The sequence below is a fragment of the Natrinema sp. 1APR25-10V2 genome (genome assembly GCF_031626495.1).
GTDB lineage: Archaea > Halobacteriota > Halobacteria > Halobacteriales > Natrialbaceae > Natrinema.
On record NZ_JAMQOJ010000005.1, the window covers coordinates 379,945 to 396,543 of the forward strand.

Sequence of the window (16,599 nt, forward strand, 5' to 3'; positions counted from 1 at the left end):
CAGCAGCGGGCGACCCAGTGTCGAAGGATCGGTGAGCCACGATGGTTGATACGGACTACGTTCCCGATGCCTTACAGGATGAGGACCAGTGGGTCTGCTGGCGTACCGAAACACGGGACGGGACCACGACGAAGGTCCCGGTCGAACCGGGCACCGGGTGTTACGCGCGCGTGTCGGCGCCGGAGACCTGGCGGGACTATCGTACGACCCGGGAGTACGCCCGGCAGACCGACGAGGTGGACGGCATCGGGTTCGTGTTCACCGCGGCCGATCCATATGCAGGGGTCGATCTCGATACCTGCCGGGACGCCGATACCGGCGCGGTGGAGAACTGGGTGACCGATGTCCTGCAGCGACTGGACTCGTACACGGAAGTAAGTCCAAGCGGGACAGGGTTCCACGTGATCGTCGAGGGCACGGTGCCGGGTGGCGGCAACCGCAGCAACGGGCTCGAACTGTACGACCGGGACCGATACTTCACCGTGACGGGCGACCGGGTGCCAGGTACGCCGACGGAGGTTGCGGAGCGGTACGACGCACTCGCGGCCCTCCATCACGACTACATCGCGGAGACCGGCGTGGAGACGCCAGCCCCGTCCCGGACCGCAGTCCCGGTTTCTGACGAGGAACTGCTTGAAAAGGCCCGGACCGCGGCAAACGGCGACAAGTTTGAGCAGCTCTACTACCGCGGCGATACCTCGGGATATCCGAGCCATTCGGAGGCGGATCTGGCGCTGTGCAGCCTGCTGGCGTTCTGGACGGGCGGTGACCCGCAGCGGATCGAGCGCCTATTCGATCAGAGCGGGCTCGCGCGGGAGAAGTGGCGCGACCGGCCCGACTACCGCGAACGGACAATCCAGACCGCTATCGAAGAGTGTACCACGTTCTATGAGTCCGAAAAACGATAGGTCATAGTAGTGCCGCTTACTGGATTAGTTTCCCCCGGTATCCGTGTGCGCCGGCCAGGCGGTGGTTCTGAGATTTCGGTCAGATAACAGACGGTATTGCAGGACCAGGGCTGTGTACACGGAGTTGGCATCGGAGGGGGCGTTTTACTCCTGGGTCTCTGTTTCGTCGAGAACCTCGTCGACGATCGCTTCCGCGTCGTCACGGCTGACCGCGCTGTCCTTGAGCGCTTCCCGGATCGTGAACCGGAGGACATCGTCGTTACTGAGATCGCTCTCCGCCAAGGTGTCACGGAGACGGTGTGCAAACGCCTCTTCTTCCAGGTCACCACATTTCGCGTCGATCTCCGTCAGCAGGTCGTGGACGGCACGGCCGTACGCCGTCAGGTCGTGGGAATCCTCCTCGAGGTAGTTCCCGTCACGCCAGTCCGTGATCCAGTGTTGGACGCCACTCCGCGTCAAGTCAAGGTCCTCGACGATGGTGGCAACGTCGTCACCCTGTGCTAACCGGTCAAACGCCATCAGCCGGTGCTCGCTGTTGAAATCGTCGAAGATCGCACCGAGCAGACGCGGATGCTCCAACCCCGAGTTATCCATATCAGATCCTCAACGGAACACGTTGAAAAAGCAGTGAAGTCGGATATCGATATTCGAAATTCGGTATTCGAGATCTGAAATTCGTTCAAAATTCAGAAATTGTTAACAGGGTGCGGCGCGTAGAAGGGCGATAGGCCCATGACACTGCTCACACGGCGTGCGGTTCTCGCCGCCGGCGGGGCCACGGTGACGGGGATCGGAGCGTATTCGGTCAACGGCAGCAGAGGCAACGAAACCAGCCACCAGAGCGTTGGGGCACAGGAGAATGATAGCGACCGGTCGGCGGACACGGGGGCGTCCGCCAGTACCGCGCCCCGACTGACGCTTACCGTTCCCGACCAGGTGTCCGTGATACCGGACGAAACCGTTGCCGTCGAGTTCGGCATCCATAACGAGGGGGACGCGCCGTGCGAAGAAACGATCGCCCTCCGGTTCCTCGAGGGGTTGCCGGCAGAGCTAGAACTGGCCGACCGGTACGGCGACGGCGCAACATGGGAACCGCAGTCGACACCCGGTGCCACGGCGGACGGGTTCGTCTGGCAGGCAGCCGCGTTCGACGGCGGTTTCGCTCCAGGCCAGCGACTGTCCCCCGAACTCGGGTTTTACGCACCTGCATCGAGCGAACGGGGCACCAGTTCCGTCACCGCGGCACTGATTGTCGGTGAGAACTTCGACCAGGAACAGGTCACGATCGCCATCCGTGAATAGGCTGGCACACGACCGTGCCTCCTGTCAGCCGTTTCCTACGGTGTAGAAGGTTGGAGGGCAGAACCCGATGCAAGGTCCGAATGTCCGGACCACTAAATAGGGTGATGCCAGAGCACGTAGTCACGCATTGGAAATAGGAGGTGCTTTTGAAGCGGTGTTGGGGGGTTAGCACTGACGAAGATGCACGACAAAAAGGATGAATCGGTGAAGTTAGAGCTGGAATTAATGTCCTGAGAGAGATGGGAGTCGGTGGAAGCTTTATAAATTGTGAGGGCGATTATATTACTTGAAGCGGATGTCCCCTCATGAGTTCCTCTGATGTGGCTGTGACGGAACTGGGCGATGATCAGTACCCACTGACTCTGGAGGGCTATGGGGACGACTACTACAGTTCATTTTGGCCATCGGAAGTAGAGTACCAGTCGGTATTGACGTTTTGTGAGGAAAACCCGCCGACAAAGTTTGCGGAAGCAATTGTGCGGCCGGTGCCGGACGAAAAGGGGACAGTCCCATATGACGTTGTTGAGCAGTACTTGTCATCTGAAGTTGAACTTTTACGGATTAATGATCGGGAGTACAATGTGACATGGCAGGAGCGGGAGGGGATGAATCAGGTAGGATTCATCTCTGACGAAGCGAATCCCGAAATGGTGGAAGAGTTCTATCAGCAGACGACGGGACAGGCGCTGTCTTCAGACGAACGAGAGGAATTGTATTCATTTCTAGAGCGATACTAACAAGCAGTGCAGAGGACCCAGCATGATTCTCATGCCGATCTGTCGAAACCGGGTCACGGCGCAATCTGTCATCGATGTTGTGATGGAGACACGGCGAAATAACTCGGGGAAAATTCAGTGTAAATTATCTGGAAATCGGGGTATAGACCTCTGCCACGGTGTGGATATCGTGAACCATAGTCCGTGCCGGGTTTCAGCGGAAATTCGGCGAGGTACGGTCGGTAAGCGAGTTGAGTTTGAAGCGAAGGGGTCGGGAAACCGGTATGTGAAAGCCCAGGTAGAGACGGTAACAGTAGGGGCACGGATGTGTAAACCTGGTCCATTTCAGTCGCCACGACCGCGGAAAGCGGATTTTGATATCGGGATCCGTGTTGTCTCGTGTGCTCCGCCAATGGATATCATCGAGACCGCAGTAGATTATCAGGAAGATGGATCTTCGGGCGAATCGGGAGTTGTTGATGGAGATATCGCGGTTCGGCTGTAGATGCGTACGGATCTTATCTCGGTGGCGCCATTTCTCCTTGTCATCGTTATCGAGGCTTTCTCTCCCCTGACAGCCTACTATTGGGAGGAAGAACTGCGTTCAGAAGCATGCGGTATTGGAACGGCAGGAGAGGTGGAAAACCTGGTTGATGTATTGCGGTATGCAACTGACACGGTGCGGATGTTGACAACATCACTGGTGACGATTGTTGCAGGGATTATCGAACTCACCCCACCCACAGTGTATCTTGTTCCAATGTTCGTAGTGCTCCTCTTGTTGTCGTGCATACCGTTTTTCTATGAACACCGCCGACTTCCATCGAAATATGCGACAAAAGGTATTCGAGGATACACCCCCGCGTCCCTGTTGATCATCTTGATAAATAGTATCTTCATCATAGCCATTTTTCTCGGATAAAGAAATATTATTTTGAATTTTGCTAAATATTTTTAATGGTTGCGTGATTGAAGGTGGGTTCCGACTGCCCGAACGTTCGGACAGCATTCGAACCACGGCCTCTCCACACGATGAAGACAGTCCGTAGGCCGTACCCTGTCCAGGTGACAACCGATTACAGCGAATTTGTATACGTTCGACGGGATTGACGAACTCCGTGACACCAAACAGGAGCTGGCCGAGATCGAGCGCCACGACATCTACGCCCACAACGCGGACCACGACGAGTGGGCGGACCTGCCGTACCGCGACTCGTTGTGGACCGCGGACAGCACCCCGGTCGGCGACGTATCCGCGAACACCGATCATTACCACGTGTTCCAGCCGGCAGACATCATCGACTACGAGGCCCAGGCCCTCGAGCAGTACACCGACACGGTCCGACCAAAAGGCCATATCCGTGAATCGGGGGACGGCCGCAAGCTCACGGTCTACACGGATCTGGACGGGCTGGAGGTCGAACCGTTCGACGGCGACGTCTACGAACTCGGAAAGCGGACAACGCATGCCCACACCGGGATGCACGGCTTACATCACGACATCGGGGCCGTCCGCATGGTCTGCACGAACGGGATGGTCGCGTTCGATTCAGAGAAGCAGTTCAGCCAGACGCACAGCAAACCGTTGGACTACGCGTTGTTCGAGCACGCATACGACAGTATCGTCTCCGGCGTGGACGAGGTGGAGGATCGGATCCAAGCCGCGGCCGATCAAGAATTCGTGAACCGGGACGAGGCCCTCTTGGTGCTGACCGACCTCGGGATCGACACCTACCTCCCTGATGATCCGCTGGACACGCTGCGGGACGCCCTCGAGGAAGAACTCGACACGTATCAGGAGCAACCCTCGTTGTACGACACGTACAATGCGGCGACCCGGGCGCTGACCCATGCTGACAGGATGGACGCGGACACTCGGGACCGCGGCCTCGAGCGAGCAGCGCGGCTCCTAGACCATGACGGCGACGTGCCCGACGCAGCAACGGTGGGTCAGCAGGCCGTGGAGCAGCGGGTCGACCAGTACACGACGGACAACGAGATCGAACCGTACTGGGACAACGAGGAAGAAACGTTGCACGATCTGATCGCGGCGCACAACGGGTGAGACCCGGTGGCCGACGAACCCGGGCACCGAGCGGCCCTGAACCCGATCCAGCACCTGGCACGGGAATACGCCGAGGCCCGACGGAACGGAACAGAGCGGCGGTACGTCCGGCAGCCGCGTGACGGGGCACTCCAGTACGCGACGTTCAGCTACGTGCCCGTCCACCATTTCCAGCAGGCGTACGACACGATCGTAGCAGACCAAGCCTTTGAACCGGACGGCGGCTACGAGACGCAGTACGCGGAACCGAATTGGACTCCGGATTCCCACAAGTCAGCGCACGAGGCCGTCCACTCTGATGTATGCGACGTGCTCCACCTGTTCTTCCCCGAGGAGGACACGGTATGGGACTACCTGGAAACGCGGGACGATACCGGCAACCCGGACCGATACCAAGGACGGGAGTTGAGCATGGCAGCGACGTGGGCCGTGGACAACGCTGATCCTCCCGACTACCGGAGACAGCGAGGACCGGATCATACACAGGTCATGGAAGCGATCGAATATACACAGGCGGAGCAGTCACGCAGTCGGGACACCGATGAGTCGGCCTCAACTGCACGGACCGAGTGTAGTGATGGAGGTGATGGACGATAAGCGACGAGGATCCGGATGCCGCGGCGCGCGGCGGTGCAGTGGGCGGGGTGGCCCGTGACGATCTCCCGCAGGTCATCGCCGACTTGGTCGTCGACCAGGAGCAACCTCTCGAGATCTGGATCCGGCCGGAGCGCGTCGGCTACGGCTACACTGTGGAGTGGACGCCGGTCACGTTCGACGCCGAAGAGCAGGAGTGGCATCCAGCAATGTCGAAACGCGATGAATCTTACCGGACCACGGCGAGACAACTGTTAAACGACCTCACGGGGAATATTCGCAGGAAGATGCCGACGTTTGACGTGGACCGCGAACCGCTCTACGTGTTCTTGGTCGGTGATCGGTACCTGTTCAAAGCGTATTTCGACGAGGACAACATGTTTGACGCACTCCGACCCTACTACAACGAGGACGACTACCGGTTCGAAGTCCCACAGGACGCGTTTAATGACGTCAAGGAAGTCCTTGAGGACCATTTTTACGAACCGGTTGTAGTTCGGGACCTGGAGCCGTTCTGCGTCGTCTACCCGAAGTACACGGAGCACCCGACCGTTCTGTTCAAGGCCGCGGTCTTGCAGCGGAGCCGCAGCGACAAACACATCTTCCTCATGAAGGACCAGCGATCGGTCGAGCAGGCCGTGAACCGGGGTGCGATACCCTTGACCGAGTCCGATATCGATGGTCCCCGTTTCTAACACGATCGTGATAACTAAGGTGGTGGTGTGGCCTGCAGCCCCGGCAGACGACCGATCTGCGAAGCAGTGACGGATCTGGTATTGAGAAGAGCTAGCGCCGACCGCAAATGAGGGCTATCTGTGATACTCAAGAGAGGCCTGAGTATCAAGAAACTACCGTTTGTTTATGTTGACGGTTGGATGCCAGCAGGTTGAAAATGCAGCAATATCGCTCACCGCAATAATATCCATTATATATAAACCAGTATCAAACCATGAAGCAGTTGTGAATGGCCGACATTGGATACTGGTCTAGGGACTACTTCATCCATTACCACAGATAAGACCCATGACTAAAAGACGGCGACAACGCGGTTCACGAACGCACGGCGGCGGTAGCCATAAGAACCGCCGTGGGGCTGGTAACCGTGGCGGCCGGGGAAAGGCTGGCAGATCAAACCATGAATTTCATAAGCAGGAATCTCGGGGGAAACACGGGTTCAATCGCCCCGAGAAAGCCAAAGAAGAGGTAATCTCAATTAATATACAGGAGCTTGATGAAGATATCGAGATATATCGGGCCGAAGGGCTGGCCAAGGAAACCGAGGAGGGCATTTGGATTGATATCAGAGAGATCGTTGAAGACGCATACGAAGCAGATATCGTTAAGCTACTTGGCGGCGGCCAACTCCGACACACTATTAATGCAGTTGTTGATGACTTTTCTCAGGACGCCTATTCGCTTATCCAGGAACAAGGTGGGAATATCTATCTTTCTGAACGAAGCCCGTTAACGATGGTTAAAAAGCGGGTTCGCGACCGTTATAAAGATTCGAACAAGGGTAATAACCAAGAGGTGGAGAAACGGTTGGAGCGATATGCCGGGAAAGTGGAGGAGGGAACCCCTTTAGAATTCTACGAAGTAGAAGACGTATTAAAGATCGGTGAAGAGCACACTTATCCCGATAAAGCAACAGATATTTTGAAGAATCATTACCGTTTGATCGATGACTTGTCAGCCCTTGATGCAGTAAACCTTTTTCAGACGCGTTCCTTCATGGAAAAGTACGGGATAGACCACTCGGAGCTTGACGCCAAAATTGATGGATATTTTGACCCTATTGATACTTCTGATGAACGAAGGAAACAGCTCCAGAAAGGGGTGCCCTCATCTTTAGATATTGATGATGTGTTAGAAGGTCTCGATTACATTCAGGAGAAACATCAGAAGATGTACGGCGATGATATTGAAACCCGAGAACGGCGGATTGCCGTTGAGGAAAGAAAATACCTTTTTGCTGTTGAAGATCTCGTTGATTGGTTCTAATTTTCCTCCGAACCATTTCCCAGTCCTTTCAACCCAATATACTCATAGGAGAGTTCTTTCTGCGTATCATTCAGATCTTTAATATCAATATTCTGATCGTATGCTTTTTCGAGGGAATCAATTTCTTGCTTCGCGCCAAATCCAATCATTGAAGCAATAACATGGGTCGGGAGCGCAGAGACCGGTGTTGCACATTCTGCATCAGCAATGAATTCTTCTAACTTATCGTGACAGTCGTCACAAACATAGTTCAGTTCTTTTCTAACATCTGGGGTGAGATGCCGCCCGGTCGCTTGGAGATCTTCAGCGGACGGTGCCGCCTCGGGATACTCTTCCGACCACGCCATGCTGTCATTCCCTGACGTGGCGAGAGGTGAAAAAGATACTTACACCCGTCAGGACCACACAACACGATAAAAATACCCCTGTGAGAAGATTAAATGTACAGGTCCAATACCCTACAGTAGCTAAAAAGAAGGTGAGAATGCTGAATAGCGAACATAAAAAGCCTGTGACTGCAATAGTAAGATCATTTTCATACTTGGCCTTTTTCCATTGACGGCCATTCCTCGCCTCTTCATTCACCAGACCGAGAATATACCGTGTCATCCCCCCACTTAAGGCTGCGAGTGCTACAACCGGGGCAAGCGCTGTGATCGGCGGCCGACCAGAAAATAAGGAACAAAGGATCTCTATAGAGGAGAAGAGAAGAACCATCTCTTACGGGCGATTATCCAGATCGATATATGTAGTGTTTTCCATACACTAGGCGGGCGCTGTTCAGATTAGAGATGGAAGGGGATGAGGCGGTCAAATCCAGGCATGGACACATAGAATTAATCACCTTCTGGCACCCACGATAAACGCCGACGAGTGGAAAAATACGAGCACATCATGACCCTGCAGGACCGCGAGATGCTCGACGCCCTTCCGATACCAGAGGAACATGATGAAGCATAAGAGGACCGGAGGGAAACCGCCGGCCACGTTCACGCTCATACCTCCCCTGTTGTTTGTACAACATATGACCTAGCTTGATTAGCTTAGCAGAATCCCTCAAGCGGTGAGGATCTACCAGCGCATATCCTAATACCATCGGACGGTGATCAGTAACCAGCGCTGTCAGATGGGCGGCGGGTCGCTGCCTGTTACGGCTTCAACTCCGGGCATATGGATGAGTTCATCGATATCGGCCGGCGCCATTTCGGAGATATACAGTATGTTATGCGAGAGTCGTACGGGATCGTAACCTGCGGCCGCCCAGTACGAGGCAACACTCTCATACCGGTCAGCTGTTGCGGTCAGACTGACGGACCGTGGGCCATCCATCTGATCGATAACGGTCTCCATGTTCCGTGGCCGGATCGTTTGAAGCAGGTCGCCGATATCTTCTTGGGAAACATCCCTGATCTGGAAGCTGCCGTACTGGAACTGTTCAAACTCGTATCCCTTTTCCGTACACTGCTGTCTCACGTCATCATAGACTGTTTCCGTTGTCCCTATCAGCACCGTTGTCGGCTCATCAGCCGACATATATGCATCAGCAAGTTGGTACGATAACTCCTCCACCTGTTCCTCAAGCCGATCCCTGACGTTGTCCAAACAGCCTAAATCCCAGTCAACATCTTCATTCGAATATCCGAGTCTCTCATCAACAAACCGCTCGATTTCACGATCCAAATAGCTATCTTTATTATCCATCAATATTGAATATATTGATAGAGAATATTTTATATATTATCCAATTGAACGTGGTGTAAATGAAGGACCGGAGGTCCTGCAGCGGAGTCACGGTAACAAGCACGTCTTCCTCATGAAGGACCAGTGCTCGGTCGAGCAGGCGGTCAACAACGGGGCCACAGAGTTGGCCGATACCGATATCGAATTCGAACTTTAAACAGAGGGAGTACAAGTTCCGATTGAGTGGAGGGGAGAAAGGCAGCTAGATCCCTCGTAGTCTTCACTACAGCTACTGTGTAATCTTCGGCATTTTCATCCCTCTTTCAGCGAATCGTTTGTTAGATAGCTCATGCGAATTGAACATTGGATTCGTATTGAATTATTTCGCAAACTGGTGCTGGAGGTTTCTTCGAAGCCTTCACGCCTTTTTCTTATTACATCTATTACATCGGTTTCCGCCAGCACGCTCATCTTCGTTGGCGTCGTGTGGCCAATCATGTCCTCGAATCCAACAGATGGCTGTCACAAACCCGTCAGTGGGTTTAGGACCCCATGTCCACAATAGCATACGAATGAATAGAAATCTCGGCTACTTAAGAAGGATTACATCATTCACCTACATCACTCACTCCGGCCTTTGAAGCGAACAAGAAAAGTTCTGTGACACGTTGTATATAAGTTAGTGAGCAAAGCCACTGATTGGGATACGAACCGCGGTGTCTTCTTATGGATAACTTAGGACCGGAACCACCTATGTGTAGATAGTATGTCGTGGTATACTCGCGATGTCGGTACGGTTGACAGTGTGGAGATGGACGAACGCGAGACGGACCGGATGTGGCGTCAGATTGATCCTGTCATCTATTACACGGTGAAACGACGGACAGGAGAATCCGCCGCTGCCAATCCGTGACAAACCCGGTGCAGACGTACTCATCCGAAACGCGGACTGGGACAACCGGATTCACGGCGTGTCCGGTTCCATCAGGCCCGATCACGGTGAAATCACCAGGCAGGTTAAAAATATCTGGTGACAGCGCTGCTGTGGAGGATTCCGATGGGAGACCGCATCAATCTCGCAGAGGAAGCGACGGCGCTTCTCAAGCAGTTACGGCAAGAACTCTCCCCGTTACAGGTGACGATGGTACTGGCTGCCGCCCAAGAGATCCATACGGTCGACACTGCTCAGTGTGCCTCGATGAAACAGATTATCCGCGGCGACCATATCGAACACGCTGATCAGCCGGATAGGGAATAGCAGGCACCTTTACAGGTGTCTCCACGGTCACGGAATCGATCTCAGTAGAAGCGCTTCTGAGAGCCAGTACTGATACTGATACGTCAGACCAAATACACGAGAAGTGGGGTGTCTCCGCAGATCAAAAACCGTGGATTGCCCGGCGCCTGTCTGGTGGCTCGTCATCCAGTATACGGCAGCGAAACAAGCAGACTATATCGGTTTTCTGCATCGGCATCCGTTTGCGACCGATGCGTATGAACTGGGGTTCGCACCGGGTGTCAGGGAGGACTACAGCTATCGGTGTGAGCAGTATCCAAACGTTGAGCTTCCGGTCGTGATCCTTGACAATGATTTTCGTGATTCGAATCTCGATCGCTACCTGGAGCGGTTTGAGCGACATGATCCCTCGGTTGCGGTCCTCGGTGACGCCTATACAGCGGAGGAGGCGCAGACATTGAACGACGCTGTGCGGCAACTAACGGACGACTATCCGCACAAGGAGTACGTGGTCGTCCCAAAGTGCCGGACAGCCATCGACGTCCTCGATAACGAAATCACGCTCGGGTACGCCATGGGGTATTCTGATATCCAGGCACAAGATATCGCTGAGTACAGCGCATGGCGCGACCAGAAGGTCCACCTCCTCGGTGGCAGCCCGTACGAGCAGTACACGGTGATCGACCGGTTGACCCAACCGACACTCGCCAATGAGCCACCAGCCGACATCGTGGGCCTGGACTGGAACGGCGTACAGAAAGCCGCATACTACGGAAAATACTGGCACCCGGACGGCTGGCAGTCCGCCGACCACCTGTCCATCCGTGAAACCGTTAGAACATCGCTCCACGAGATTAAACGGTTCTGGCAGGACCGCAGTGTGTGGCCGGACACCGAGCCGATCGACCTGTACGGGCCGGCGGTCCACGAGCCGGATGACCCGGTGTACGCGGTAGACGGGGCCGACATCAGGTCACGAGACCAGCTGGAAGAATCGATCGTTGAGACGTATGCCGACTGCACCTTAGCGTACCGCACAGAGACGGAGCAAGCGTTTCTTGAGTGGCGGGACAGGCGGTAGGCCGTGACGGTGATGCGCCGACTGCCATTGGTTATTTGAAGTACCGGCCAAGTATTTCCTCGATCTCGGTGTCTTCGTCGACGAGGTTTCGGAACCGGGTGATGACCGTGTCCCGATTGATGACCAAGAGGTCAGAGCGTTCCAGCAGCGCCATCTGGTAGTCGTCCTGGAATCGGCCAACGGTCCGGAACTGGCGGCGGAGATCGGTGTGCTGGTCGGCATTGAAGGTGTCGCGGTGGAAGAAGGGATAGATGGCTCGCGTGAAACTCGTGGCACCGAGTTTCAATTCGTTGGAGACAACCGAGGAGAGGTATGCGGCAAAGATGGTAGTCAACGCGTCCAAGGTGAGCACGACCATGTACATGTTCTCCGCATAGTCCTCTCTGATCCGGTCGAAGTAATTGATCTCCTGCTGGCCGTCGATATCGAGGACCACAAAGATGTGGGCGACGGCCCCCTGTTTGAAGGCAAGCTTCCGCGCAAAATCCAGGTAGTTATCGTGTTTTCCAGCGGCCTTTTCTTTGGCGAAATTCGCTGTACTCCCCGATTTCGTGTCGACGATTCCGAGAACGGGTTCGTAGTCCGTGTGTTTGTAGCTACCTTCTTCCCAGAGGTAGAACACGTTGTCCGGCAGGTTTTGGCCTACGTCGGCTTCGCCGCCCCGGTCCGGCTGTGTCGGGAACAGGTGCATGAACACTGCTTCCGCCGTCTCTTCGAGGAGGTCACCAGAACCCGGCGTGATTTCACCGTTTTCCCGGAGCATACGGATGTTCGACAGGATCGACAGAATATACTGAGGGTTCGCGTTGGCGCGTTCGCGGACCATACCAGGCGAGGACGCAAACCGCTGTTCCATGACATCCTGCCCGAGTGCTTCAACCTCTTCAGCAGTTTTGAGCGTCTGGTTCAGCAGCGATGGATTGTCGAGCTTGGTGAAGGGGACGGCCTGAACGAGGTGGCCGACCGAGAACAGGAACTGCAGTTCCACGATATCAGTGATCTCGTCCCGGGGCGTGATCAGGAGGGCGGGCTGTCCGCGGTCGATCGCGTCCTCGTAGATCTGCTTCACCGTCGCACGATAGTCCCGCGGGGCATAGATGAGATAGAGCACTGTTCCCTGGTCTGTCTCAGCCCGGGCAAACCGTGGCAGATGCTGGCCGTCGAACGCGACCACCGTCTGGCCAAGGTCGGCGGCGACCGCTGAAAGCACCTGTTCGAAATCGGGCGCGTACCGCAACCGGTCGGCCGTCGGAATCGTTTCAAAGTGATTGTTGTGGCACCGGATCTCAAACCGGTCCTCGGTATCATCGACAAGGATGACGCCTTCGCCACATGTGGGACAGGTCGTTGGCTCCTGGACGCGTTCAACGATGAACCGGCCTGCCTCGAGGGCGGCGGGCACGTCTTCACGGGGCACGGGCTTCCCGCGGGTGATCACCGTATGGAGCGGTTCAAGCAACTCGTTATTCATCGAGATCCCCCAGCAGGGTTTCGATCGCCTTCTTGTTCTCGGCCGCGATCCGGTTCCCACGCAGCGGTTTCCAGTCGGCAGAATCGAGTTTGACCAGTTCGTTCTGGATCCGGAGGACCAGCCGGATGTTGTCCTCCTCGGCCTTCTCCAGATACTCCTCGAAGCTGAGTTCGATCCCTTCCACCGTTTCGAACAGTTCGTCCAGATTATCTGCAATAATCGTGAATTCGTGGGTGCCGGTTGACTGGTCGTCGGACACGGTATAGCCCACGAGCTGGACCGACTCCAGTCGCTGTTCCAGGTCCTCCGTGATCTCGTCCGGGTCGTCCTGCTCATGGACCTGTTCGATAGCGCTTTCTTTCCGGGTTTCAACGAGCTCCCGGACGGAATCAGCGGTATCGGCCTCGTCTTCCTCGGCCGCCTGTTTGGCGCCCTGCTGGATCTGTTCGACGCCCGGCGCTTTTGTCTCCTCCAGCCGCTCAAAGAGGTCGTCGACGTCGAAGACGTGGGAGAAGAGATCCTCGATCGTTTCTTCCCATTTATCGGTTGCTTTGGAGAAGGTGATCGTTGTACCATCATCAGTCTGATCGATGCCGATCGTGATGTTCCGTAAGGGGTAGTACTGGCGGCCCGTGATGTCCGGGTTCACCGGGCAGTCCTGCGATGCCGTCTTACGGAACGCGAACGTCTTTGCGTATTTCCGGCCGTATTCTTGGTGGATGTCGAGCGCTGCCGAGTCCCCGTCCGCGTCGACCGTGATCGCCATCGGATCCAGCTTTTGCTCCTCCTGATTCGTGTGGCGGAGGAACCGCCTCACCCGCTCCTCAATGTTCGCGAGGTCGAGCTCCTCGTCAAGCTGGAACTCCTGTTCGTTTTTCACGGCAAACAGTTCCGACCGGATGATCAACGAGTCGAGCTTGTCGGCCCGGTCCTCCTCATACAACACCAGCAAGAGTTCATACCGGTTCTTCACGTCCAACTTCTCTCGGTCAATCCCGAGAGATTCGTGCAGGTACTCTTCCCCGTACCGCCGGTTCACGTTCCGATCACTCAGTTTCTCATAGTCATCAAGAAACGCTCTGAGCTGGTCTTCATGCCGATCAGCAATGATCTCGATCAGTGTTTCCCTCTTCACGTCGATAGATTCCCCGGAAAAGACCGTGTATAACCGTTCCAGGAACTTCTTTGACCGCGGCGAAAGCGCCTCCTGCAGTTCCGGATCTGGGTTCACCGGTTCCATGCTCCGACCCCTCCGCACTGGATTGAAGGATTAATTCTCATAAGCATAACTGGCAAAGAAGGCTGATCCATCGAAAGACGGGCGCTCTCTACCCCCATTACTGCTATCTCTTGTGTGAATTCCTATTAATCCACCAGATTATCATGACGTCCAACCACTGGAAACCTGCTCTCATGTGTGATACAAATACCTCCGGTCGACCGTTGTCATCCGTGGCACGCAGACAGGACATGGACCGCCCCCCGAACTTGGAACGACTTCTCCGGTTTGCCAGGCAGACGGACCTGCTGCACGATCCGACAGTACAGACGCTGCTGGCCGCAACTACTACCTCACAGAATCCCTTCTTCAAACGCCAGACCGAGAAAGTGCTTGCGACACGAGCCATCCAGCGGTATCGTCATCCGTTTGATGATGTTTCACCGGTCGTGCCACCGGCCCAGGACCGGCTTACGCTTGGAACGACGATCACCGGCAGCACCTTCGATCTGCTCCAAGATGATCTCACCGAGCATCTGCTGGCGATCGGGCAGTCCGGGGCCGGGAAGACGACCCTGTTCTACAACTTGATGGACCAGATCACGGTCCCGTACTGGGTGTTCGACCTGAAACAGGACTACCGGCACCGTTGCCACGATGAGGACCTGCTGGTGCTGCCGTGGTCCGAACTCAATTTCAACCCGTTGCAGCCGCCGCCGGGTGTAGGGCCGCGGCGGTGGGCGCAGGTGTTCAGCGAGATGTTCGGCCACGCCACGGCGCTGCTGTCCGGGTCGAAGAACTACCTGATGCGGCAGGTGATCGACCTCTACCGACTCTACGGTCTGTTTGACGCGGTGGAGCCACCGTATCCAAGTCTCCACGAGCTGCAGCAATTCATCGAGGCAGACAAGATCAACTACGTGCGGAAGGCGGCGAACTACCGGGACACCGTACTGAACCGGTTAGAGGCAATGACGTTGACGGCGGGCACGGTCTTCGACTGTAGTGAAGGCTACCCGCTCACGGAGCTCTTGGAGTGGAACGTGGTGTTCGAGTTCGACGGGCTGGGCACCGATCTCCAGAACTTCTTGATGGAGACGTTGTTCGCCGCGGTGTACGAGTACCGGGTGGCGCAAAACCAGCGTGGTGGCGATCTCCGACACGTCTTCTTCCTGGACGAGGGCAAGCAGGTGTTCAGCGTGTACAAGGAGCGGCAGGACGCGGCCGGTATCCCGGCGATCGACAACCTCACCGCGAAGATGCGGGAGTTCGGCGAGGGACTGGTCGTGGCGGACCAGGAGGCAACGAAGCTGACGGACAGCATCAAGGCGAACACGCGGACGAAGCTGTTGCTCGCAACCGGGGATGCCACCCAGTTTCGGGAGGTGGCGGCGGCGATGGATCTGTCCGAGCGGCAGGCCACGGCTGCCCAGCGGTTAGGGACGGGCGAGGCCATCGTCCAGACCGGGAACCGTGAACCGTGCCCGGTCCACCTCGATAACTACGAACTGGAGAAAACCATCTCCAATACAGCACTTCAGAAGATACAACAGCAGGAGTGGAACGAACTATCGGCGACGCCACGCGACCAGCCGGAGGCGTTCCTGCAAGAGGCCACCTCATCCGGGACGGAGACCGATGAGCCGGTGATCCCGGACGACCCACAGGACGATCTTGAGCTGTCGGCAGCGGCGGAACGCCTGCTCACCGATATCGTCGAACACCCGTTTACACCATTGACGGAGCGGTATGACCGGTTCGAGAACGTCTACCAGGGGAACAAGGCGAAGACCGAGCTCGTTGAGGCCGGAGCGGTGGAGGAACAGCCGATAACAGTGGATGGCGAGAACCATAAGTTGCTGGATCTAACTGATCGGGGCCGGACGTACGCGGGGACTGAGCTCGATCTGGAGATACAACAAAAGGGACGTGGCGGGATCGAACACCGATACTGGCAGCACCGGCTCGTCCAATTGTTCGAAGCAGCGAGCTGGGCCGCAAAACGGGAACTGTTCGACGCGGATGTCTACGTCAACATGCAAGAGACGGAACTCGTGGTGGAAGTCGCGATGGGCGACAATCCGCGGGAGGTCGAGCACGTTCAGCAGCATCGGGAGCAGGGGTTCGATGCGGTCTGGGTTGTCTGCCGAAACGCAACGGTGAAAGAGGGACTGGAGCAGCGGCTGGCAGAGCACGACCTGTTGGAGGACTGCGTCACAGTTAGGACGGTTAGCGAAGTCTGCGGCGATGAGAACGCGTCGTTACAGGAGTTAGGCTGGTTCGGCTGAACGAAACTAGTAGAGAGAACCAGAGAAAGGGGACGAC

Annotated in this window: 17 protein-coding genes and 1 pseudogene; 11 read left to right on the forward strand and 7 right to left on the reverse strand. The window is 56.0% G+C overall.

Features of this window, described 5'->3' with window-relative positions; all coding sequences use genetic code 11:
* Nucleotides 1–41: 41 nt before the first annotated feature.
* The gene (locus NDO75_RS17790) at nucleotides 42–908 is read left to right on the forward strand and encodes a hypothetical protein (protein ID WP_310907955.1); all 867 of its coding nucleotides are present in this window, start codon (nucleotides 42–44) and stop codon (nucleotides 906–908) included.
* Between the two features lie 144 nt (nucleotides 909–1,052).
* Here NDO75_RS17790 and NDO75_RS17795 read toward each other — a convergent pair whose 3' ends face one another.
* Nucleotides 1,053–1,502, reverse strand: coding sequence for a hypothetical protein (locus NDO75_RS17795; protein ID WP_310907956.1), 450 nt, complete (start codon nucleotides 1,500–1,502; stop codon nucleotides 1,053–1,055).
* A gap of 138 nt (nucleotides 1,503–1,640) precedes the next feature.
* Here NDO75_RS17795 and NDO75_RS17800 point away from each other — a divergent pair, with 138 nt between their 5' ends.
* From NDO75_RS17800 to NDO75_RS27780, 7 genes and pseudogenes are all read left to right on the forward strand, one after another.
* Nucleotides 1,641–2,210 (forward strand): hypothetical protein, encoded by a 570-nt coding sequence (locus NDO75_RS17800; protein ID WP_310907957.1) that lies wholly within the window; start codon nucleotides 1,641–1,643, stop codon nucleotides 2,208–2,210.
* Between the two features lie 305 nt (nucleotides 2,211–2,515).
* Nucleotides 2,516–2,947, forward strand: a complete 432-nt coding sequence (locus NDO75_RS17805; RefSeq protein WP_310907958.1) for a hypothetical protein — start codon at nucleotides 2,516–2,518, stop codon at nucleotides 2,945–2,947.
* Between the two features lie 484 nt (nucleotides 2,948–3,431).
* Nucleotides 3,432–3,848, forward strand: a complete 417-nt coding sequence (locus NDO75_RS17810) for a hypothetical protein (RefSeq protein WP_310907959.1) — start codon at nucleotides 3,432–3,434, stop codon at nucleotides 3,846–3,848.
* 165 nt (nucleotides 3,849–4,013) lie between these two features.
* Nucleotides 4,014–4,991 (forward strand): DUF932 domain-containing protein, encoded by a 978-nt coding sequence (locus NDO75_RS17815; RefSeq protein ID WP_310907960.1) that lies wholly within the window; start codon nucleotides 4,014–4,016, stop codon nucleotides 4,989–4,991.
* 6 nt (nucleotides 4,992–4,997) lie between these two features.
* The gene (locus NDO75_RS17820; RefSeq protein WP_310907961.1) at nucleotides 4,998–5,588 is read left to right on the forward strand and encodes a hypothetical protein; all 591 of its coding nucleotides are present in this window, start codon (nucleotides 4,998–5,000) and stop codon (nucleotides 5,586–5,588) included.
* Nucleotides 5,589–5,671: 83 nt separating this feature from the next.
* Nucleotides 5,672–6,280 (forward strand): hypothetical protein, encoded by a 609-nt coding sequence (locus NDO75_RS17825; protein WP_310907962.1) that lies wholly within the window; start codon nucleotides 5,672–5,674, stop codon nucleotides 6,278–6,280.
* 328 nt (nucleotides 6,281–6,608) lie between these two features.
* Nucleotides 6,609–7,043: pseudogene (locus tag NDO75_RS27780) on the forward strand (uL15 family ribosomal protein); the annotation flags it as partial.
* 539 nt (nucleotides 7,044–7,582) lie between these two features.
* On the opposite strand, the gene NDO75_RS17835 reads toward NDO75_RS27780, so the two are convergent.
* The 4 genes from NDO75_RS17835 to NDO75_RS17850 form a co-directional block, all read right to left on the reverse strand.
* Complete coding sequence (locus NDO75_RS17835) at nucleotides 7,583–7,933, reverse strand: hypothetical protein (protein ID WP_310907964.1); 351 nt, start codon at nucleotides 7,931–7,933, stop codon at nucleotides 7,583–7,585.
* Nucleotides 7,934–7,937: 4 nt separating this feature from the next.
* Nucleotides 7,938–8,303, reverse strand: a complete 366-nt coding sequence (locus NDO75_RS17840; RefSeq protein ID WP_310907965.1) for a hypothetical protein — start codon at nucleotides 8,301–8,303, stop codon at nucleotides 7,938–7,940.
* A gap of 123 nt (nucleotides 8,304–8,426) precedes the next feature.
* Nucleotides 8,427–8,585 (reverse strand): hypothetical protein, encoded by a 159-nt coding sequence (locus NDO75_RS17845; RefSeq protein ID WP_310907966.1) that lies wholly within the window; start codon nucleotides 8,583–8,585, stop codon nucleotides 8,427–8,429.
* Between the two features lie 123 nt (nucleotides 8,586–8,708).
* On the reverse strand, nucleotides 8,709–9,287 hold the full coding sequence (locus NDO75_RS17850) for a hypothetical protein (RefSeq protein WP_310907967.1): 579 nt from the start codon (nucleotides 9,285–9,287) through the stop codon (nucleotides 8,709–8,711).
* 1,036 nt (nucleotides 9,288–10,323) lie between these two features.
* On the opposite strand from NDO75_RS17850, the gene NDO75_RS17855 reads away from it, so the two are divergent.
* Nucleotides 10,324–10,524: a hypothetical protein gene (locus NDO75_RS17855; RefSeq protein WP_310907968.1), complete on the forward strand. Its 201-nt coding sequence runs from the start codon at nucleotides 10,324–10,326 to the stop codon at nucleotides 10,522–10,524.
* Between the two features lie 130 nt (nucleotides 10,525–10,654).
* A complete protein-coding gene (locus tag NDO75_RS17860; RefSeq protein ID WP_310907969.1) occupies nucleotides 10,655–11,584 on the forward strand; it encodes a DUF6610 family protein in 930 nt (309 codons plus the stop codon).
* 31 nt (nucleotides 11,585–11,615) lie between these two features.
* Here NDO75_RS17860 and NDO75_RS17865 read toward each other — a convergent pair whose 3' ends face one another.
* Nucleotides 11,616–13,055, reverse strand: a complete 1,440-nt coding sequence (locus NDO75_RS17865; protein ID WP_310907970.1) for a hypothetical protein — start codon at nucleotides 13,053–13,055, stop codon at nucleotides 11,616–11,618.
* Nucleotides 13,048–14,295 (reverse strand): hypothetical protein, encoded by a 1,248-nt coding sequence (locus NDO75_RS17870; protein ID WP_310907971.1) that lies wholly within the window; start codon nucleotides 14,293–14,295, stop codon nucleotides 13,048–13,050. Before NDO75_RS17870 ends, NDO75_RS17865 begins: the two co-directional genes overlap by 8 nt.
* Before the next feature lie 110 nt (nucleotides 14,296–14,405).
* Here NDO75_RS17870 and NDO75_RS17875 point away from each other — a divergent pair, with 110 nt between their 5' ends.
* A complete protein-coding gene (locus NDO75_RS17875) occupies nucleotides 14,406–16,562 on the forward strand; it encodes a hypothetical protein (protein ID WP_310907972.1) in 2,157 nt (718 codons plus the stop codon).
* Nucleotides 16,563–16,599: the final 37 nt, after the last annotated feature.

Bases quoted from the DNA above. Each gene is read 5' to 3' on its own strand.
- NDO75_RS17810 (WP_310907959.1), top strand. From the start codon at position 3,432: ATGCGTACGGATCTTATCTCGGTGGCGCCATTTCTCCTTGTCATCGTT.
- NDO75_RS17800 (WP_310907957.1), top strand. From the start codon at position 1,641: ATGACACTGCTCACACGGCGTGCGGTTCTCGCCGCCGGCGGGGCCACG.
- NDO75_RS17855 (WP_310907968.1), top strand. From the start codon at position 10,324: ATGGGAGACCGCATCAATCTCGCAGAGGAAGCGACGGCGCTTCTCAAG.
- NDO75_RS17790 (WP_310907955.1), top strand. From the start codon at position 42: ATGGTTGATACGGACTACGTTCCCGATGCCTTACAGGATGAGGACCAG.
- NDO75_RS17805 (WP_310907958.1), top strand. From the start codon at position 2,516: ATGAGTTCCTCTGATGTGGCTGTGACGGAACTGGGCGATGATCAGTAC.
- NDO75_RS17795 (WP_310907956.1), bottom strand. From the start codon at position 1,502: ATGGATAACTCGGGGTTGGAGCATCCGCGTCTGCTCGGTGCGATCTTC.
- NDO75_RS17840 (WP_310907965.1), bottom strand. From the start codon at position 8,303: ATGGTTCTTCTCTTCTCCTCTATAGAGATCCTTTGTTCCTTATTTTCT.
- NDO75_RS17870 (WP_310907971.1), bottom strand. From the start codon at position 14,295: ATGGAACCGGTGAACCCAGATCCGGAACTGCAGGAGGCGCTTTCGCCG.
- NDO75_RS17835 (WP_310907964.1), bottom strand. From the start codon at position 7,933: ATGGCGTGGTCGGAAGAGTATCCCGAGGCGGCACCGTCCGCTGAAGAT.
- NDO75_RS17850 (WP_310907967.1), bottom strand. From the start codon at position 9,287: ATGGATAATAAAGATAGCTATTTGGATCGTGAAATCGAGCGGTTTGTT.
- NDO75_RS17845 (WP_310907966.1), bottom strand. From the start codon at position 8,585: ATGAGCGTGAACGTGGCCGGCGGTTTCCCTCCGGTCCTCTTATGCTTC.
- NDO75_RS17865 (WP_310907970.1), bottom strand. From the start codon at position 13,055: ATGAATAACGAGTTGCTTGAACCGCTCCATACGGTGATCACCCGCGGG.